Source organism: Pandoraea norimbergensis, from assembly GCF_001465545.3.
In the GTDB taxonomy this organism is placed as follows: Bacteria; Pseudomonadota; Gammaproteobacteria; order Burkholderiales; family Burkholderiaceae; genus Pandoraea; species Pandoraea norimbergensis.
The window spans coordinates 1,482,568-1,500,657 of sequence record NZ_CP013480.3 but is presented as its reverse complement, the minus strand read 5'-3'; the positions used below and the strand labels follow the sequence as shown (position 1 = coordinate 1,500,657).

Here is an 18,090-nt window from a genome sequence, read left to right as displayed (position 1 = left end):
CATCGTGCGATCGTTTGATCGTTTGAAGAGACCACCGCCGCGCGCCCGTTCTGCGCGTCAACAGCCGTGGTCAGAATCGGCGGATTCTGCTGCGCCGCGCGACGAAAGGCTTTCGAAAATGCGCCGCATTCGGACAAACCTGACTAACCCGATGGGGCTGACTGCGCTGACACATTCACACCCACGCGCGCCCCGTGATAGGCTCCGGCGCATGTCTACGCAGCCCACTTCTCTCCTCGCGATGCCCGCCGCTCGCACCCCGCGCATTCTTGTCAGCAGTTGCCTGCTCGGTCAGCCGGTTCGCTATCACGGGCGCGCGGCGCCTTGCGAAGCCGACGGCGCCGCCATCCTCGAACGTTGGCGCAAGGCGGGCCTCATTGCCGCCGTCTGCCCGGAGGTCGCGGGCGGTTTGGCCACACCGCGCCCGCCCGCCGAGATCAGCGCTGCGGCTGGCGGTGAACGTGTTTGGCAGCAGGTCGCGCGCGTGATCGACGACACCGGTGCCGACGTTACGGCCGAATTCATCGACGGCGCCCAGCGTGCACTGGCCATCGCCCAGCGTCACGGCATCCGGATTGCGGTATTGAAGGAAGGAAGCCCGTCGTGCGGCAGCACGTTCGTGTACGACGGGACATTTACCGGCGCAAAGATCGCGGGACGCGGGGTGGCCGCTGCGTTACTGCGCGAGCACGGCATCGAAGTCTTCAGCGAACACACGCTCGCCGCCGCCGACGCCCGTTTGCATGCGTTGGACGGCCAAGGCAGCTGAAGTGTCCTGAGATCTGCAAGGCCCGTGACGGCAATGAAAAACGGGGGCCGTCATTGGCCCCCGCTGCTTACGGCATCATCGCATTCTCAAAGCTCGATCTTCGTCCCCAATACGGCGAGGAACTGTGCAATCCACGCGGGATGCGCGGGCCATGCCGGTGCTGTGACGAGCTTGCCGTCGGTGTGCGCCGCGTCGATCTCGATCTCCATGTATTTGCCGCCTGCGAGCCGCACTTCCGGGGCACACGCCGGATACGCCGAACACTCGCGCCCTTCGATCACACCGGCGGCCGCCAGCAATTGCGCGCCGTGACAAATCGCCGCGATCGGCTTGTCGTTCTCGGCAAAATGCCGCACGGCGGCGAGCACCTGTTCGTTCAGGCGCAGATACTCCGGCGCGCGTCCACCGGGAATCACCAGCGCATCGAAATCGGCCGGTGACAACCCATCGAACGTCGCGTTGAGCGTGAAATCGTGACCGCGCTTCTCGCTGTACGTCTGATCGCCTTCGAAATCGTGAATCGCCGTGCGCACCTTGTCGCCCGCTTTCTTGCCCGGACACACCACTTCCACGCGATGCCCCACGGCCATCAGTGCCTGCACGGGCACCATCAGTTCGTAGTCTTCGACGTAGTCGCCAGCCAGTACCAGAATCCGCTTCTTGCCCATGAGACTCTCCGTTCAGAGAAAAAATGGAAGGAAACAGCACGCCCATGTTACCCAATTCCGGTGACGCCCTCGGGACAGCGTTGGCGGACTTCCCTTAAACTGACGCCGCTGCCCCGACACTGCCCCGGCACTGCCCCATTATTGACTCTCGTGAACTGACCCGATGCCTGTGAGCCCCGTTAAAGCGAAGCTGCCGGAGACCGCCCCCACGCGCCCCCGTACCAAACCGGCGGAGGTTCGTCTTGAAGAACTGATGGGGGCAGCCGAAGCATTGTTTCTGGCACAGGGCGTGGAAGCCACGACGATCAATGAAATCGTCGAGAAGGCACAGGTGGCCAAGGGCACCTTCTATCACTACTTCGCGTCCAAGAACGAGATGCTCGACGCGCTGGGCCAACGCTATACCGCGCAGTTCATGGCAACGTTGCAGGACGCCGTCGATGCCTGCGCAGCAGACGACTGGGTGCAACGGCTTCGCGTGTGGATTCAGACGAATGTCGAAACGTATGTGAAGACCTACCGCACGCACGACATCGTTTATACCCATCACCACCACCACGACCGCGCCAATCGAGACAAGAACGCGATTCTCGAGCAGTTGACCGACATCATCGTGCGCGGCAAAGCGGCGGGCGCGTGGGCGCCGGAGGAACCTCGCGTGGTGGCGCTGCTGATTTACTCGGGCGTTCACGGCGCGACAGACGACCTCATCGCGGCCAAACCGAAGCGCGCGCAAGACTGCACCAAGTTTGCGCAAAGCCTCTCAGAGGCGTGCCTGCGCATGCTGTCCCCCATCGCAAAGCCGATCCGGTAGCGCCATCGCGGCACATCCACGTCAACCATCGACGGGACAAAAAAAACCGCGTGCCGAAGCACGCGGTGTCAAGCCGGCGCAAAGCGCCGTCGGTCAATGGTGTGTACCTGTCCTGCCACGTTGCCGTAACCGGACAGGCATCTGACGATTCAATACGTTTCGAGATGCAGGCGCCCTTCCGTCTTCATCCGTTGCCACAACGCCTGCCAGTCAAGTCCCGCTTCACCGGCGATCGCTTGCAGTGCCTGCAACACGCCGTCTTCCATGCCCTTCAGGCCGCACACATAGATGTAGGTGTGCTCATGGCGCAGCAGCGCCGCCACGTCGGCCGCGCGCTCGCGCATGGCGTCCTGCACATAACGCTTGGCTTGCCCCGGCGTGCGCGAGAAGGCCAGATTGGTATCGATGAAATCCTTCGGCAGATTCAGCAGCGGGCCGAAGTACGGCAGTTCGCCCTGCGTGCGGGCCCCGAAGAACAGCATGAGCTTGCCCGTCGCCCCTTTCAGACGGCGGCGGCGGCGGTATTCGGTCATCGCGCGCATCGGCGCGGCCCCCGTGCCCGTGCAGATCATCAGCAAATGCGAGTCGGCGTGATTGGGCATCAGGAACGTGCTGCCGAACGGGCCCATCACGTTCACCATATCGCCCTTCTTCAGATCGCACAGATAGTTCGAGCAAACACCGCCGACTTCCTGCTCGTGATGATCCTTCGTCACGCGCTTCACGGTCAGCGCCAGATTGTTGTACCCCGCGCGCTCGCCGTCGCGCGGCGAGGCAATCGAATACTGCCGCGCGTGATGCGCGCGTCCGTCCGCCGTCGTACCCGGCGGGATGATGCCGATCGACTGGCCTTCGAGCACCGGAAACGGCTGCTTACCGAAGTCGAGCACGATGTGATGAATATCGCTTTCCGTGCTCGCGTCGGTAACGCGATAGTTGCCGACGACGGTAGCCTGCACCGGCGCCTTGTGGTTGTACAGATTGACGTACGGCTTGGCGGCGGACCACGGCGGCACAACCGAACCGCGCACGAGATCGGAGCCGCCAATCACCGGCTCGGCAGACTCGGCATCGCCTTGCGCGGCACCTTCCGCAGCCTCACCGATCGCGCCCTGACCGGCCAGCGCATCGTCCTGTATCGGCAATTCGTCCCACGTGAGCTGCGCGTCGACCGAATACGACTCGGCTTTGAGCACGTCGCGCCAGTTGTCGATGGCCCCTGTCGGGCACGGCGAAATACACGCCATGCAACCGTTGCACGTGTCCGCGCGCACGACGTAGTTGTTCTCGTCATGCGTGATCGCGTCGATCGGACACGTCTCCTCGCAGGTATTGCAGCGAATGCAGATCTCCGGATCGATCAAATGCTGCTTCAGGACTTCGACCGGAACAGGGCCGTTCATGATGCTGTCTCCTTGTGGGGTTGCGCTGCGGGCTCGACTGGCCCGCTTCAGCTTTAGCTTCAGTTGAACCGCACGTATTCGAAGTCGATCGGCTGGCGGTTGATGCCCAGCGGGGGCGGCGCAATCCAGTTGGCGAACTTGCCCGGCTCGATCACACGGCCCATGAGCGATGCAACATAGGCGCGGTCTTCTGCCGTGGCCAGCCATTCACGTTCGTGTGCAGCCCATTCGGTCTCGCTCACGACGCGGCCATCCGGCGACACGCGCACACCCGCAAAGGTGCCGATCTGGCGATTGAATGCCTTGTGCGGCACGGTGAGGCGGAAGTCGATACCGGCCTTCTCCAGCACCTTGTTCCAGCGGTTCACGCCGGCCACCGAATCCTTGATGTAGTCGTCGCGCAGCACTTCGTTCATCGCGTTGAGCATCGGCACTTCGCGCTCCACGAGCTTGCCGTTGTCCACGCCCAGCAGACGGTACATCTGGCCATTGAGTTGATGGTCGTCATCGCGCTTGCCTTCTTCGTAGCGGCCTTTCAGACCCGAGCTGTAGAAGATGGCCGCATTCGACGACTGGTCGGCACCGAACAGATCGATCGTCACCGAATAATGGAAGTTGATGTAGCGCTGAATCGTCGGCAGATCGATCACGCCTGCCGCACGCAGCTTCGAGACGTCGTCGGTGCCCAGTTCGTTCATCACCTGCGCCGTACGCGAGATCACACGCGACACGCCCGACTCGCCCACGAACATGTGGTGCGCCTCTTCGGTCAGCATGAACTTGGTGGTGCGGGCGAGCGGATCGAAACCCGATTCCGCCAATGCCGAGAGCTGGAACTTGCCGTCGCGATCGGTGAAATACGTGAACATGTAGAACGCGAGCCAGTCCGGCGTCTTCTCGTTGAACGCGCCGAGAATGCGGGGGTTGTCTTCGTCACCCGAGCGGCGGCCGAGCAGCGCTTCGGCTTCTTCGCGGCCATCGCGGCCGAAGTAGCGATGCAGCAGATAGACCATCGCCCACAGGTGGCGCCCTTCTTCCACGTTCACCTGAAACAGGTTGCGCAGGTCGTACATCGACGGCGCGGTCAGGCCCAGATGGCGCTGTTGTTCCACCGACGCCGGTTCCGTATCGCCTTGCGTGACGATGATGCGGCGCAGGTTGGCACGATGCTCGCCCGGCACGTCCTGCCACACGGCTTCGCCCTTGTGTTCGCCGAAATGAATCTTGCGATCGGTGTCGCCCGGCGTGAGGAAAATGCCCCAGCGATAGTCCGGCATCTTCACATGATCGAAGTGCGCCCAGCCGCTCGGGTCCACGCTGACGGCAGTGCGCAGATAGACGTCGAAACCGTGCGAGCCTTCCGGGCCCATGTCGCCCCACCAGGACAGGAAGTTCGGCTGCCACTGTTCGAGCGCACGTTGCAGCGTGCGGTCGTCAGACAGATTGACGTTGTTGGGGATCTTCTCGCTGTAGTTGATCGAAGCCATCGTGGGGTTCCTCGTGTCTCGTGCGTATCTGTGGAAACGTCTCGTCGTGTCGCGCGGTGTCGTGTCGCGCGTCTTATCGCTGGGTCGGGTCAGACGCGGGTCAGGTCGAACTGCGCCTTGTTGCCCTTGCCGTAGACCTTCAGCGCGCCCTTCTCGCCGACGGCGTTCGGACGGGTGAAGATCCAGTTCTGCCAGGCCGACAGACGCCCGAAGATGCGCGTGTTCATCGTCTCTTTGCCGTTGAAGCGCAGGTTCGCTTCCAGACCGGTGAGCGCATCGGGCGACATGGCCGCGCGCTCTTCGATGGCGATGCGAATCTCGTCCGGCCAATCGAGATCGTCCACCGCAGCGGTAACCAGCCCCAGACGTTCGGCCTCGTCCGGACGCACGCGGCGTCCGATGGTCTCGCGCACGGCGTCGAGTTCCGCTTTGTCTTCGTAGAAGCGGCGGGCGAGACGCGACTGATCGGTCACCATCGGCAGCAAGCCGAAGTTCACTTCCGAGAGCGTGATCGCCGGTTCGTCTTCTTCGCTCGCGGGCAGCGCGGCCATATAGGTACGGTCGGCGGCGAAGGCGAATTCGGCGAGCGTGCCGGTGAAGCACGAGTCCGGCTCGATGAGCGCGAACAGCGAGCGCGACGACACGTCGATGCGGGCCAGCGTGCGGCGCAGCATGCCGATGGTTTCACGCACGAGCCAGTGGCTTTGATGTGCGATGAGCGAGGCGTCGGCCGCCAGCACGTGTTGGGCGTCGCCTTCGGTACGCAGCAGCCATGTGCCGATGTCGAGTTCGTTGGTGCGCAGATTGAGAATGGCGTCATCGAGTTCGCGCGCCATCTGCAACGGCCACCAGCGCACACCGGCGGCTTCGATGCCGGCGATGTCCTGCGGCGGTGCCGACTTCGGTGCCTTCACGGTCAGGCTGGCCGTGCGATTGGTGCGATCGATTTCCACATCGACGAATTCGTAGCGAATGGCGTCGGCTTCGTCGGTGCGTTCGATACGCGTGAGCGTCACGCCCTTGCCGCCCGGGCGATCGCTTTGCTGCGCCAGTTCCAGCGCGCGTGCCGCAATGGTTTGTGCGAACTGCGCGGGCTTGACCACGTCATCGACCAGACGCCATTGCTTGGCGCGCTCGCCGCGAATGCCTTCCACGATGGTGCAGAAAATATCGGCGCGGTCGTTGCGCACATGGCGCTTGTCGGTCAGGCGGGTGAGACCGCCCGTGCCCGGCAGCACGCCGAGCAGCGGCACTTCCGGCAGCGACACCGACGACGAGCGGTCGTCGACCAGATAGATCTCGTCGCAGGCCAGCGCCAGCTCGTAACCGCCGCCTGCGCAAGCGCCGTTCACGGCGGCGAGGAATTTCAGGCCCGAGTAGCGGCTGGAGTCTTCCAGACCGTTGCGCGTTTCGTTGGTGAATTTGCAGAAATTGACCTTCCACGCATGCGAGGACACGCCCAGCATGAAGATGTTGGCGCCCGAGCAGAACACGCGGTCCTTCGCGCTCGTGACCACCACGGTCTTGACTTCAGGGTGTTCGAAGCGGATGCGCTGAACGGCATCGTGCAGCTCGATATCCACACCCAGATCGTACGAATTGAGCTTGAGCTTGTAGCCCTCGCGAATGCCGCCGTCTTCTGCGATGTCGATCATCAGCGTGGCGACCTGGCCTTCGAAACTCAGCTTCCAGTGCTTGTACTGCGTGGGGTCCGTACGGTAGTCGACGTGGGGTTTGCCGAACATGATTGCCTCCAACTCGAATAATGATCTTGTTGAATTGCAATATAGTGCAGCACAAACCCATCGTCAACGGTTAACTTGAATAAAAATGAATTATTTTGCAGATGCGAGACATTCAGTCGGACGATAACTGCACTGCGAGACGTCCGCGCAGCTGCAAATAGGCGTCCGCCAATGCCTTCCCGCCCGTATCGAAGCTCATATCTGCCTTGGCGTAGAAGTCCTGCCGGCCGGCGAGAATGCGCTTCAGATCGTCCATCGCTTCCGCGTTGCCCGACATCGGACGCAAGTCGCCCTGCGCCACCACCCGTTTCATATGCTCTTCCGGCGAGGCTTGCAGCCAGACCGCGTAGCAATGGGTGAGCAGGAAATTGAAGGTGGACGCGTCGCTCACGATGCCACCGGGCGACGCGATCACGGCACGCGGATGCTCGGCCACCACGGCTTCCAGCGCCCGCAGCTCATAGCGGCGGTAGGCCGTAGCGCCATAGAGCGAATAGATTTCCGAAGGCGGGCAACCGGCCAGTTGTTCGATCACGCGGTTGAGTTCGACAAACGGCACATGCATGTCGTCGGCCAGCATCCGGCCCAGCGTGGACTTGCCCGCGCCACGCAGCCCGATCAGGGCAATGCGCCCACGCCGGTCCGGGTCACGCTCGCTGCCCGCAAACAACTCGCTGAGCGCCTGACGGGCCCGCGTGAGCGCCTCGCCATCGCGACCGTGCAGGATTTCGCGAATCAGCAGCCACTCGGCGGAGGACGTGGTCTCATCGCCGACGATTTCCGCCAATGTGCAATTTAGTGCTTGTGCAAGCTGGCGCAGAAACAGCACGGACGCGTTGCCCACGCCCGACTCCAGGTTGGCGACATGGCGCTCGGACACATCGGCGTCGAGCGCCAGCGCCTTACGTGTCAGGCCGCGACGGGCGCGCAGCGTGCGCACGCGCTCGCCCAGCGCAACCAGAAACGGGTCTTTCTCTACGGCGGCACGCGCCGTCAACACCCCATCGGCAGGCGCACTCTTATTCATTGGGCGAGATCCTCAGAACACGTAACATGTAATATATTGCTTGACAGCGAAAATTGCATGCTCTAATTTTCACCATGCGTCGATAAAAAAGCAAACACGGGCGTTAGCCCGGCCTGATCGACGTCAAACCGTTGGACGGAAGATCGTCAGAACAAGACAGTGCGAGCCGCCGCCATGCCATCGCCCGATGGCGATCGCCGAGGTGAAAAGCGGTCAGCTTGCCATTGCGTCATCCCCAGGAGACATGGATGGATGTGCCCCAATTTCAGGCGCTGATCGCCGACCTTACGCGACAGCTCGACGGCCGTGCGCTCGACGCCGGCCTCGCCGACTGGCTCAACACCCATTACGGTGCCGATTCCGAAGGCTTCGCGGCCCTCACCGCCGCCTGCCGGACCGGCGTTGCCGATGGCTGGCTGTGTAACCGCGAAGGCGGTGGCATTCGTTATGGCCGTGTGATCAAGCCCACCCCCGATACCCACGGTTTTTCCGTCGATGTGGTTGACATGGCCGATCTGGCCGGTCCGCACCATACGCATCCGAATGGCGAAATCGATCTGATCATGCCGCTCACGCCCGGCGCGACCTTCGACGGGCATCCCGCAGGCTGGTGCGTCTACGGCCCCGGCACGGCGCATCGCCCGACCGTGGCGCACGGTCGCGCGCTGGTGCTTTATCTCCTGCCCCAAGGGGCCATCGAATTTACCCGCAGCGCCTGACGCCCAATCCTGCGGTGGCCGCGCTCCCACGCGGCCGCCCGGTGCCTGTGCGCTTGCTCACCGAGTCTTTGCCATGAGTACGCCTGTCTTGCTGGAAAACTACGTCGCTGGCCAATGGGTCGCCGGTCGTGGTGAGGGGACTGCCCTCACCGACCCCGTCACCGGCGACACCCTCGCCCGTGTGTCGAGCGACGGACTGGATCTCGATGCCGCGTTCACCTTCGCGCGCGATACCGCCGGGCCTGCGCTGCGGGCACTGTCGTTCGCCGAGCGCGCGCAACGGCTGTCGCAGATCGTCACCACATTGCAGGCGAATCGCGACGACTACTACGCCATTGCCACCGCCAACTCGGGCACCGTGGCCACCGACTCCGCCGTCGATATCGACGGGGCAATTTATACGCTGTCGACTTACGCCAAGCTTGGCGCCGCACTCGGTGACGCGCATACGCTGCTCGATGGCGCGGCAACGCCGCTCGCGAAAGATGGCTCGTTTGCCGTGCGCCATGTCCTGCGCCCGACACCGGGCGTGGCGCTCTTCATCAACGCCTTCAACTTTCCGTCGTGGGGGTTGTGGGAGAAAGCCGCCGCAGCGCTGCTCGCAGGCGTGCCCGTGATCGTGAAGCCTGCGACCTCCACTGCGTGGCTGACGCAGCGCATGGTGGCCGATGTCGTCGCCGCCAACGTACTGCCGGCAGGCAGTCTCTCGGTAATTTGCGGCAGCGCCGCCGGGCTTCTCGATCGCATCGGTCCGTTCGACGTGGTGTCGTTCACCGGGTCGGCGGCCACCGCCGCCACGTTGCGCGCACATCCCGCATTCACCGAGCGCTCAGCGCGCATCAACGTCGAAGCCGACAGTCTGAACAGCGCCCTGCTGCTGCCCGATGCCGCGCCCGGCACCGCTGCGTTCGATCAGTTCGTGCGCGAAGTGGCCCGCGAAATGACCGTCAAGTCGGGCCAGAAATGCACCGCCATTCGTCGCGCGCTGGTGCCGGTGGAACACTTCGATGCGGCAGCGGCAGCGATTGCCGAGCGGCTGGCGAAGACCGTAGTGGGCAACCCGCGCAACGACACCGTGCGAATGGGTTCCCTCGTGAACCTGTCGCAAAAGCGTGCCGTGTTGGAAGGCATTGCCGATCTGCAAGCCGAAGCGGAAACGCTTTATGACGGCAATCGCGATGCCACCTTTGTCGATACCGCCGCGGAGAGCGCCTGCGTCGCGCCGGTACTGCTCGGCCTGCGCAATGGCGCGTCCGGTCAGCGCGTGCACGACACGGAAGTCTTCGGGCCGGTGGCAACACTCGTCGGCTATCGCGATATCGACGAGGCCATTGCACTGGCCAAACGCGGTCAGGGTTCACTCGTCGTGTCGCTGTTCAGCAACGACGCACTCGCCATGCACGCGCCCGCTGTTGCGCTGGCCGATGCGCATGGCCGTGTGCATGCCGTCGATCCGTCGGTCGCCAAGACACAGACCGGTCACGGCAACGTCATGCCGCAGTCGCTGCATGGCGGCCCGGGCCGCGCCGGTGGCGGTGAAGAACTGGGCGGGCTGCGTGCGCTGCGTTTCTATCACGTGCGCTCGGCCATACAAGGCCCCGCAGCGTTGGTCGAATCCCTGACGGCGGATGCCGTTGAATTACCGAAGTAGTGGCCGGTAGCCGTCGAACGTCGCTGAAAGCAGTCGCAAGCCGTCGTAGTCAAGGTGTTTCATACAGGCGCCGTCAGAGCGCCGAAGAGAACCAACGCCACGTGCGCGTTGCCCTCGCACGTGTGCAGGGCACGCGCGGCGATCCACCGGAGGCAACATGGAAGCCGTACTCACCCCACCGCCGGCGAACTTCAACTTCGCCGCGCACCTTGAAGCGCTCAATCGCGCTCGCGCCGCCAAGACGGCGTATCTCGACGACACACAATCGCTCTCCTATGGCGAGCTTGCCGAGCGTAGCCGGCGCTTCGCTACGGGACTCGCACGCGCAGGCGTGCATCGGGAAGAACGCATCCTGCTCGTGATGCTCGACACCATCGACCTGCCCGTCGCCTTTCTCGGCGCGCTGTATGCCGGTGTAGTGCCGGTTGTCGTCAACACGCTGCTCACCGCCGACGATTACGCGTACATGATCGCGCACAGCAAGGCGCAACTCGTGATCGCCTCGGGCGCGTTGATGCCGACCGTGCAGGCGGCACTCGACAAGACCAGCGCACCGCCGCCGTGTGTCGTGTCGCAGCCGATCGCCGTCGCGGAGGCTGCCGATGCCGCACAACACACGCCGCCCGTCACGTTCGACTCGCTCATCGACGGGCCGCCCAGCGCCGTGCCCGCCGACACCGCAGGCGACGACATTGCGTTCTGGCTGTATTCGTCGGGTTCCACCGGTAAGCCCAAGGGCACCGTGCACACGCACGCCAACCTGTACTGGACGGTAGAAACCTACGGCCGCAACGTGCTCGGCATTCGCGAAGAGGACGTGGTCTTTTCGGCCGCGAAATTGTTCTTCGCCTACGGGCTGGGCAACGCCCTCACGTTCCCGTTGTCCGTCGGCGCCACGGTGTTGCTCATGGCCGAGCGGCCGACCGCCGAAGCGGTGGCGCAGCGCCTGAAACAACATCGCCCGACGATCTTCTACGGCGTACCCACGCTCTACGCGAACCTGCTCGCATCGCCGCACCTGCCTGCCCGCGAAGACGTCGCGCTGCGCTTGTGCACGTCGGCAGGCGAAGCGTTGCCGCGCGAAATCGGCGAGCGCTTCACCGCGCATTTCGGTGCCGAGATTCTCGATGGCATCGGCTCGACTGAAATGCTGCACATCTTCCTGTCGAATCGCGCGGGGCAAGTGGCCTACGGCACGACCGGCGAAGCGGTGCCCGGCTATTCGGTGGAACTGCGCGACGAGAACGGCCAGCCCGTCCCCGACGGCGAGATCGGCGACCTGTACATCAAGGGCCCGAGTGCCGCGCTGATGTACTGGTGTAATCGCGAGAAATCGCGCGCCACATTCCTCGGCGACTGGCTCAAGAGCGGCGACAAGTACCAGCGTCTGCCCAATGGGTATTACGTCTATGCCGGGCGCAGTGACGATATGCTCAAGGTCAGCGGCCAATATGTCTCGCCCATCGAAGTCGAGATGGTGCTCATGCAGCACGACGCGGTACTCGAAGCGGGCGTGGTCGGCCGCGACGACAACGGTCTGACGAAGACGCAGGCGTTTGTCGTACTCAAGCCCGGTGTCGTGGCCGATGACGAGATGGCGACGACGCTCAAGGCGTTCGTCAAGGCGCGTCTGGCGCCGCACAAATACCCTCGCGAGCTGGTGTTCGTCGACGATCTGCCGAAGACGGCGACGGGCAAGGTCCAGCGCTTCAAGCTGCGCGAGTTGCTATAGGAGAAGACGAGACAATGTCGGACGTACAGTTCGCCCGGATCGAGACGGCCTCGCACGGGCCGCTCTCGCTGGAATACCGGTGGCTCAATCGTGAGCGCACCGACGCGCCGTTGCTGGTCTTTCTGCACGAAGGACTGGGGTCGGTCGCGATGTGGAAAGACTGGCCGCAGCAGTTGTGCGACGCGGGCGGCTATCGCGGCCTCGTGTTTTCACGCAACGGCTATGGCCGTTCGACGCCGCGCCCGCATGACGAGAAGTGGCCGGTCGACTTCATGCACAAGCAGGCGCGCGAGGTGTTGCCTGCGTTTCTCGATGCGGTCGGTGTCGGCCCCGAGGCCGCCGGGCGCGTGTGGCTCGTAGGCCATAGCGACGGCGGCTCGATTGCGCTGTTGTTCTCGGCAGCGTTCCCCGACCGGCTCGCAGGCGCGGTCGTACTGGCACCGCATCTGTTCGTGGAAGACGTGTCGGTCGAGAGTATTGCCAAGACGAAAACCGTCTTCGAGACGACCGATCTGCGCACGAAGCTCGCGCGCTATCACGACGATGTGGAAAGCGCCTTCTGGGGCTGGAACGACATCTGGTTGAACCCGGCGTTTCGCGAGTGGAATCTGGTCGGTGCCGTGGCGAGTATCGAGAAGCCGCTGCTCGCGATTCAGGGCGAAGACGACGAGTACGGCACGATGGCGCAGATGGACAGCATTGCCGCCAACGTGTCGCATGCGAAAGTGGTGAAGCTGCCCGACTGCGGACACTCCCCGCATCGCGATGCACCCGAGGCGCTGGCGCAAGCCATCGTGTCGTTTATCGACGGCGGCGGCGAAGTCGAAGCGGCGGGCGATCAGCGCGCGGCCTGATTCACCTGCTTACGGATTCACCGATTCACCGCGCCGGGGCGGGCTCAACGCTCCGGCGCAATCGCCATATCCTCGATCGCGCGATACACCAGCGCCTTGGCATCCTCGATGGACGGCGTGCGGCGCACCAGCCCCGCAAAGCGCTGATCGACCAGCAGCGCCGCCAGACCATGCACGTACGCCCAGCCCGCCGCCATCGTGACGGCCCGCTCGGCATCCAACTCTCCCCACCACTCGTTATTGCCCTGCGCATCCACCACCGGTGCGGGGTCGAGCACGCCTGAGAGCAAGCGCATGGAGTTACGGCGAGCGTCTTGCAACGACGTGCGCGCCAGATCGAGCAACTCGTTTCGTGACATCAGGCGGAACATGTCCGGATTCGCCACCGCGAAATCGATATACGCGTGCGCGACCGCCTTACGACGCGCCGGGCCGGGTTTGGCTTCGCTGGCACGCGCCGACATCGCCGCCGCCAGCCGCCGATGCCCGTCGGCCACGAGTTCGCTCAACACCCCTGCCGTATCGCCGAAGTGATGCTGCGGCGCGGTGTGCGACACCCCCGCCTCACGCGCAATCGAGCGCAACGTCAACCCGCGCAGGCCATCGCGCTTGAGCACCGTCTCGGCGGCCTGCAATAGCGCTTCCGGCAGACCACCGTGATGGTACGGGCGCACTTTCGCGCCACGGCCGGCACGCGGCGTGCGGGCGGTTTCATCGGCTGGATTGTCGGCAGGCTTGCCGGGGGAGTTGTCTGTCATACCTGAGGTCAATGTTTCCAACGGAAAAATATATTGACGGCAATCGGGAGTCTCGTCAAAATCTTTCCACTGGAAACATTGGCGAATGGATGGCGACCGCCGCCCCGTCGATGTCCGGAACGACCTATCCGAACGAGAGGCATTCATGAAGGCAAACGTATTGATCTCCGGCGCTGGCGTGAGTGGTCTGGCGCTGGCTTACTGGCTTGACCGCGCAGGCTTCGCCACCACGTTGGTTGAGCGCGCGCCCGAACTGCGCCGGGGCGGTCAGGCGGTCGACATTCGTGGCGTTGCGCTCGATGTGGTCGAGGCGATGGGGTTGCTGGGGGCGGCAAAGGCGCTGCGAACACAACTCAAAGGCATGTCGATGCTGGACGCACAGGGCAACGAAGTCGATCGCTCCGAAGAGCGGACCTTCAGCGGCGGCCGGATCAACATCGGCGACATCGAAGTCTTCCGCGACGATCTCTGTGAGTTGCTGGCAGGTGCGCTTGGCGAGGACGTCGAGTGGCTTTACGACGACAGCATTCGTGCCATCGACGATAAGGGCGATCAAGTCGTGGTGAGTTTCGAGAAAGGCGCGACACGCAGCTTCGATCTGGTGATTGGCGCCGATGGCACCTATTCCAACGTGCGCCGCCTGTGCTTCGACGATGAGGCGTGCGTCGTGCGGCCGTTGAACATGGTGCTGGCCTTGTTCTCCAGGCCCAACTTGATCGACCTGAAGGACTGGCAACTGGGCCATCGCGAGGGCGGCGTGGGGTACATCATCTACCCGAGCCTCGATCAGGATTCGTTGCGTATCGGCGTGGGCTTCACGGCCCCGGTCCCTGCATTGCCGCGTAGCGACATGGCAGCGCAGAAGCGGCTCGTCGCGGCACATTGTGAACACTTGGGCGGCGACATCCCCAAGTTGATCGCGGCTATGCAGACCACCGACGAGTTCTATTACAACGAACTGGCGCAGATTCGCATGCCGTCGTGGTCGAAGGGACGCGTGGCGCTCGCAGGAGATGCGGCGCATTGCGCCTCACCGTTCTCGGGGCAAGGCACCAGCCTTGCGCTGGTCGGTGCGGCCGTGCTGGCGTATTCGCTGGCCCAGCATTGGCCGAACCCGGCGCATGCGTTTGCCGAATACGAGGAGCGCATGCGACCTTACGTCGATCTCAATCAAGCGCTCGTCGATATGCGGCGCAACGGCCCCATGCCCGACGAGCAGATGGATGCCGCCAAGAACGGCATCGAAATCGGTGACTTACTCGACGGCTTGCTGGCCGGATCAGATCACACGCACGCCTGGCTTGCCCGGCCGCATGGCACCGACGATACCGGCTTCGGCGAAACCGTCGGCACGGAATACGGCGAGCACATCGTCGACCGCGCCCGGGGCGCATGACACCAGCAGCCCGCCCGCCGTCTGCGGGTCGCACAGCAGGTCGCGATCCCGGTCGGTGAGGCGCTCGCCCAGTTCCACGGCGCTGCCGTACGACGCCCAGTTGCGTCCCGAGGCGCCCGTGATGCAGCCCTTGTCGGCCAGTTCACGCACGCCATCGAACAGCGGCACGTCGGACATGCGCAGGTACGCCGCGAGATTGGCGCCCCGGCACATTTCCAGCGTGTGTCCCAGCAGACCGAAGCCCGTCACGTCGGTGAGCGCATGCACGCCCGGCAGTGCGGCCAGCGCGGGGCCGACACGATTCAGACGCGTGGTTGCATCGATCATGCTGCGATAGCCGTCAGCGTCGAGCAGGCCTTTCTTGAGTGCCGCCGACATCACGCCCACGCCGAGCGGCTTGCCCAGCACCAGCACGTCGCCTGCCTGTGCGTCGGCATTGCGCTTGATGCGTTTCGGATGCACCACGCCCATCGCCGCCAGCCCGTAAATCGGTTCCACCGAGTCGATGCTGTGACCGCCTGCAATCGGAATACCGGCTTCGGCACACACCGATTCGCCACCACGCAGAATGTCGCGGATCGTCTCGCGCGGCAGCACGTTGATCGGCATGCCGACAATCGCCAGCGCAAAGATCGGTTTGCCGCCCATGGCGTAGATGTCAGAGAGCGCGTTGGTCGCGGCGATGCGGCCGAAGTCGAACGGATCGTCGACGATCGGCATGAAGAAATCGGTCGTGGCGATGATCGCCTGCTCGTCGTTCAACTGATAGACCGCCGCGTCGTCCGAGGTCTCGGTGCCCACCAGCAAGGCGGCCGGCATCGGCATGGGCGCGTCGTTGCGTGCGAGCAGTTCCGAGAGCACGCCCGGTGCGATCTTGCAGCCGCAGCCGCCACCGTGCGAGAGCGAAGTCAATCGCGGGGCGGCAGGCGTCGTCTGCGGCGCGGCTTGAGAAGCATCCACCTGAGTGGCATCGTGTGCGGTCATGGTCGTTGGCGTTGGATTGGATGGCGTTCGTGGCGCTCGTGGCGCGCGGAAGGGATGTGCGGCATGTCTGTCTCAGACTACGTACATACCCTGCGGTGCGATGACGACAGTTTGCCAAAAGACGACGTATTATGGAGCAGCTTTCGCCCGATGGCCCGTGCTATGGCGTCGCCGGTCGAACGACATCCCAACCACCATGCGCCGTGGGCGCTGATTCTGACGGGGATTCCATCATGCAACGTCGTCGTTTTCTCTCGCTCGCCGCGTCCACCGTACCCGCTGCCATGCTGCCCGCCGCGCTGATTTCCGGCCGGGCCGATGCCGCTACCTCGCAACCCGCCGCAACGAATGCGCCCAATGCGGCCGACGGTTGGCGCACCTTCGAGCTGACGACGCAAGTCGACCTGCCCGCCTCCGCTGGCCCTGCCAACGTCTGGCTGCCGGTCGCGATTTCGCCCTCCGCCACGTACCAGCAAGCGCTCGGCACGCGTTGGGAAGCGCCGGGCGCACAAGCGGAATTGCGCAAGGTGCGCGGTGCCGCCGGTGTCGACGTGCCGATGCTCGCCGTCGCATGGCCCGATGCGCCTGCGCAGGGTGGCCCGGCACGGACGGTGACGCTCATCAACACCTTTGCCACGCGCGACCGCCGCGTCGATCTGTCGCAGCCGCCGTCGGCGAATGCGCCGCGCGAGTCGGCCGAAGTGCTGCGCCGCTATCTGCAACCGACCGAGTTGCAACCGACTGACGGTCTCGTGCGCGAGACGGCCCAGCGCATCACGCGCGGGCAGGACGGCGACGTGGCGAAAGCGCAGGCCATCTATCAGTGGATCGTCGACAACTGCCGCCGCGAAGGGTCGGTGCGCGGTTGCGGCACCGGCGACGTACGCTACATCCTCACGACGGGCGACCTTGCAGGCAAGTGCGCCGACATCAACGCCTTGTTCACCGCGCTCGCACGGTCGGTCGGCATTCCCGCACGCGATGCTTACGGCGTTCGCGTGGCGGCGTCGAATCACGGGTTCAACAGTCTTGGCAAAGCGGGCGACGTGACGCGTGCCCAGCATTGCCGTGCTGAGTTCTATGCGGCTGGGTATGGCTGGGTGCCGGTCGATCCGGCGGACGTCCGCAAGGTCGTGCTCGAAGAAGTGCCGGGTGGTCTGCCGGTCAACGATCTGCGCGTGCGTGCGGCGCGGGCGATGTTGTTCGGCCAGTGGGAAATGAACTGGGTCGCGTTCAATCACGGTGCCGACGTGCCGCTGCCGGGCGCGCGTGACAAGCGCGACGGCTCCGTGCCGTTCCTCATGTATCCGAATGGTGAAGTGGCACAGGGCCGGCTCGACAGTCTGGACCCGGACGCTTTCCGCTATCGCATGAGCGCGCGCGAACTCAAGGCCTGATCTGGACTTGCAGGACTTGCATCAGACAACGAAGGAGAGCTTCACCATGCAACGCCGTCATTTTCTTCAGACGCTGGGCGCACTCGGCACGGCCGGGGCGCTGACCGGTATCGACACCCCGGCGCTCGCCGCAGGGCCGGGCAAGCCCGGTGCCGAAGTCGACGACAGCGCGCTCGCGGGCAACTCCGGCGGCACGCTCTCGGCGTGGCGCGGGGCAACCCCGGCGTTCACGCTGGAGGGGCTGGACGGTCAGCAGCATGCGTTATCGGAATGGCGCGGGCGTGTGGTGGTGCTTAACTTCTGGGCCACGTGGTGCGGCCCGTGCCGCGAAGAAATTCCGGCAATGGGCGCAGTCGCCCGGCAGTATCGCAATCGCGGACTGGCCCTCGTGGCCGTGAACGTGAAAGAGTCGCCGCCGACCGTCAAACCATTTCTCTCGAAATTGCCCATCGACGGCACCGTGCTGCTCGATCGCGACGGTTCGGTATTCAAACGCTACGGCTCCGTCGGGCTGCCGGCGACTTACCTCGTCGACCGTGCCGGCAATGCGCGCTTCTGGCGCATGGGCGAGCTCGAATGGACCGACGTCGGCCTGCACGGACATATCGAGGCGTTGCTGCAACAGGGCGGCGGGGGTTCTACGGCTTGAGGACATCCATCGAGGAAGATGGCCGCGCCGGATAGCG

At 64.2% G+C, this 18,090-nt stretch carries 16 protein-coding genes; 9 read left to right on the top strand and 7 right to left on the bottom strand.

Features of this window, described 5'->3' with window-relative positions; translation table 11 throughout:
- Positions 1-211: 211 nt before the first annotated feature.
- On the top strand, positions 212-769 hold the full coding sequence (locus AT302_RS06830) for a DUF523 domain-containing protein (RefSeq protein ID WP_058377778.1): 558 nt from the start codon (positions 212-214) through the stop codon (positions 767-769).
- 86 nt (positions 770-855) lie between these two features.
- Here AT302_RS06830 and AT302_RS06825 read toward each other — a convergent pair whose 3' ends face one another.
- Positions 856-1,437 carry a DJ-1/PfpI family protein gene (locus AT302_RS06825; protein ID WP_058377777.1) on the bottom strand — a complete coding sequence of 194 codons (582 nt, stop codon included), beginning with the start codon at positions 1,435-1,437 and terminating at the stop codon, positions 856-858.
- Between the two features lie 163 nt (positions 1,438-1,600).
- Here AT302_RS06825 and AT302_RS06820 point away from each other — a divergent pair, with 163 nt between their 5' ends.
- On the top strand, positions 1,601-2,251 hold the full coding sequence (locus AT302_RS06820) for a TetR/AcrR family transcriptional regulator (RefSeq protein ID WP_058377776.1): 651 nt from the start codon (positions 1,601-1,603) through the stop codon (positions 2,249-2,251).
- A 149-nt stretch (positions 2,252-2,400) separates the two neighbouring features.
- Here AT302_RS06820 and boxA read toward each other — a convergent pair whose 3' ends face one another.
- The 4 genes from boxA to AT302_RS06800 all read right to left on the bottom strand — a co-directional run bounded on the left by boxA (position 2,401) and on the right by AT302_RS06800 (position 7,913).
- Positions 2,401-3,654: a benzoyl-CoA 2,3-epoxidase subunit BoxA gene (boxA, locus tag AT302_RS06815; RefSeq protein ID WP_058377775.1), complete on the bottom strand. Its 1,254-nt coding sequence runs from the start codon at positions 3,652-3,654 to the stop codon at positions 2,401-2,403.
- A gap of 59 nt (positions 3,655-3,713) precedes the next feature.
- Positions 3,714-5,141 (bottom strand): benzoyl-CoA 2,3-epoxidase subunit BoxB, encoded by a 1,428-nt coding sequence (boxB, locus tag AT302_RS06810; protein ID WP_058377774.1) that lies wholly within the window; start codon positions 5,139-5,141, stop codon positions 3,714-3,716.
- Between the two features lie 89 nt (positions 5,142-5,230).
- Positions 5,231-6,886 (bottom strand): 2,3-epoxybenzoyl-CoA dihydrolase, encoded by a 1,656-nt coding sequence (boxC, locus tag AT302_RS06805; protein ID WP_058377773.1) that lies wholly within the window; start codon positions 6,884-6,886, stop codon positions 5,231-5,233.
- 112 nt (positions 6,887-6,998) lie between these two features.
- Positions 6,999-7,913, bottom strand: a complete 915-nt coding sequence (locus AT302_RS06800) for a helix-turn-helix transcriptional regulator (protein WP_058377772.1) — start codon at positions 7,911-7,913, stop codon at positions 6,999-7,001.
- Between the two features lie 248 nt (positions 7,914-8,161).
- On the opposite strand from AT302_RS06800, the gene AT302_RS06795 reads away from it, so the two are divergent.
- From AT302_RS06795 to AT302_RS06780, 4 genes are all read left to right on the top strand, one after another.
- The gene (locus AT302_RS06795; RefSeq protein ID WP_058377771.1) at positions 8,162-8,632 is read left to right on the top strand and encodes a DUF4863 family protein; all 471 of its coding nucleotides are present in this window, start codon (positions 8,162-8,164) and stop codon (positions 8,630-8,632) included.
- A gap of 73 nt (positions 8,633-8,705) precedes the next feature.
- Positions 8,706-10,283, top strand: a complete 1,578-nt coding sequence (locus AT302_RS06790; protein ID WP_058377770.1) for a 3,4-dehydroadipyl-CoA semialdehyde dehydrogenase — start codon at positions 8,706-8,708, stop codon at positions 10,281-10,283.
- 157 nt (positions 10,284-10,440) lie between these two features.
- Entirely contained in the window at positions 10,441-12,015 is a 1,575-nt protein-coding gene (locus AT302_RS06785; protein ID WP_058377769.1) for a benzoate-CoA ligase family protein, read from the top strand.
- Between the two features lie 14 nt (positions 12,016-12,029).
- The gene (locus tag AT302_RS06780) at positions 12,030-12,869 is read left to right on the top strand and encodes an alpha/beta fold hydrolase (RefSeq protein ID WP_058377768.1); all 840 of its coding nucleotides are present in this window, start codon (positions 12,030-12,032) and stop codon (positions 12,867-12,869) included.
- A 44-nt stretch (positions 12,870-12,913) separates the two neighbouring features.
- Here the strand turns inward: AT302_RS06780 and AT302_RS06775 are convergent, their stop codons facing one another.
- Positions 12,914-13,627: a TetR/AcrR family transcriptional regulator gene (locus tag AT302_RS06775; RefSeq protein WP_058377767.1), complete on the bottom strand. Its 714-nt coding sequence runs from the start codon at positions 13,625-13,627 to the stop codon at positions 12,914-12,916.
- Positions 13,628-13,772: 145 nt separating this feature from the next.
- On the opposite strand from AT302_RS06775, the gene AT302_RS27190 reads away from it, so the two are divergent.
- Entirely contained in the window at positions 13,773-15,023 is a 1,251-nt protein-coding gene (locus AT302_RS27190; RefSeq protein ID WP_157125708.1) for an FAD-dependent monooxygenase, read from the top strand.
- Here AT302_RS27190 and selD read toward each other — a convergent pair.
- Positions 14,907-16,007 (bottom strand): selenide, water dikinase SelD, encoded by a 1,101-nt coding sequence (gene selD, locus AT302_RS06770; protein ID WP_058377766.1) that lies wholly within the window; start codon positions 16,005-16,007, stop codon positions 14,907-14,909. The genes AT302_RS27190 and selD overlap by 117 nt on opposite strands.
- Before the next feature lie 233 nt (positions 16,008-16,240).
- On the opposite strand from selD, the gene AT302_RS06765 reads away from it, so the two are divergent.
- Both AT302_RS06765 and AT302_RS06760 read left to right on the top strand, forming a co-directional pair.
- Positions 16,241-17,404 carry a transglutaminase-like domain-containing protein gene (locus AT302_RS06765; RefSeq protein WP_058377765.1) on the top strand — a complete coding sequence of 388 codons (1,164 nt, stop codon included), beginning with the start codon at positions 16,241-16,243 and terminating at the stop codon, positions 17,402-17,404.
- 46 nt (positions 17,405-17,450) lie between these two features.
- Positions 17,451-18,053: a TlpA family protein disulfide reductase gene (locus AT302_RS06760; RefSeq protein ID WP_058377764.1), complete on the top strand. Its 603-nt coding sequence runs from the start codon at positions 17,451-17,453 to the stop codon at positions 18,051-18,053.
- The last annotated feature ends 37 nt before the right edge of the window (positions 18,054-18,090 follow it).

What these genes read in the sequence shown, in the direction of transcription:
- AT302_RS06760 (WP_058377764.1), top strand. Translation starts at nt 17,451, where the DNA reads ATGCAACGCCGTCATTTTCTTCAGACGCTGGGCGCACTCGGCACGGCC.
- AT302_RS06790 (WP_058377770.1), top strand. Translation starts at nt 8,706, where the DNA reads ATGAGTACGCCTGTCTTGCTGGAAAACTACGTCGCTGGCCAATGGGTC.
- boxC (WP_058377773.1), bottom strand. Translation starts at nt 6,886, where the DNA reads ATGTTCGGCAAACCCCACGTCGACTACCGTACGGACCCCACGCAGTAC.
- AT302_RS06795 (WP_058377771.1), top strand. Translation starts at nt 8,162, where the DNA reads ATGGATGTGCCCCAATTTCAGGCGCTGATCGCCGACCTTACGCGACAG.
- AT302_RS06765 (WP_058377765.1), top strand. Translation starts at nt 16,241, where the DNA reads ATGCAACGTCGTCGTTTTCTCTCGCTCGCCGCGTCCACCGTACCCGCT.
- AT302_RS06785 (WP_058377769.1), top strand. Translation starts at nt 10,441, where the DNA reads ATGGAAGCCGTACTCACCCCACCGCCGGCGAACTTCAACTTCGCCGCG.
- boxA (WP_058377775.1), bottom strand. Translation starts at nt 3,654, where the DNA reads ATGAACGGCCCTGTTCCGGTCGAAGTCCTGAAGCAGCATTTGATCGAT.
- AT302_RS06825 (WP_058377777.1), bottom strand. Translation starts at nt 1,437, where the DNA reads ATGGGCAAGAAGCGGATTCTGGTACTGGCTGGCGACTACGTCGAAGAC.
- AT302_RS27190 (WP_157125708.1), top strand. Translation starts at nt 13,773, where the DNA reads ATGAAGGCAAACGTATTGATCTCCGGCGCTGGCGTGAGTGGTCTGGCG.
- AT302_RS06775 (WP_058377767.1), bottom strand. Translation starts at nt 13,627, where the DNA reads ATGACAGACAACTCCCCCGGCAAGCCTGCCGACAATCCAGCCGATGAA.
- AT302_RS06820 (WP_058377776.1), top strand. Translation starts at nt 1,601, where the DNA reads ATGCCTGTGAGCCCCGTTAAAGCGAAGCTGCCGGAGACCGCCCCCACG.
- AT302_RS06800 (WP_058377772.1), bottom strand. Translation starts at nt 7,913, where the DNA reads ATGAATAAGAGTGCGCCTGCCGATGGGGTGTTGACGGCGCGTGCCGCC.
- AT302_RS06830 (WP_058377778.1), top strand. Translation starts at nt 212, where the DNA reads ATGTCTACGCAGCCCACTTCTCTCCTCGCGATGCCCGCCGCTCGCACC.
- boxB (WP_058377774.1), bottom strand. Translation starts at nt 5,141, where the DNA reads ATGGCTTCGATCAACTACAGCGAGAAGATCCCCAACAACGTCAATCTG.
- selD (WP_058377766.1), bottom strand. Translation starts at nt 16,007, where the DNA reads ATGACCGCACACGATGCCACTCAGGTGGATGCTTCTCAAGCCGCGCCG.
- AT302_RS06780 (WP_058377768.1), top strand. Translation starts at nt 12,030, where the DNA reads ATGTCGGACGTACAGTTCGCCCGGATCGAGACGGCCTCGCACGGGCCG.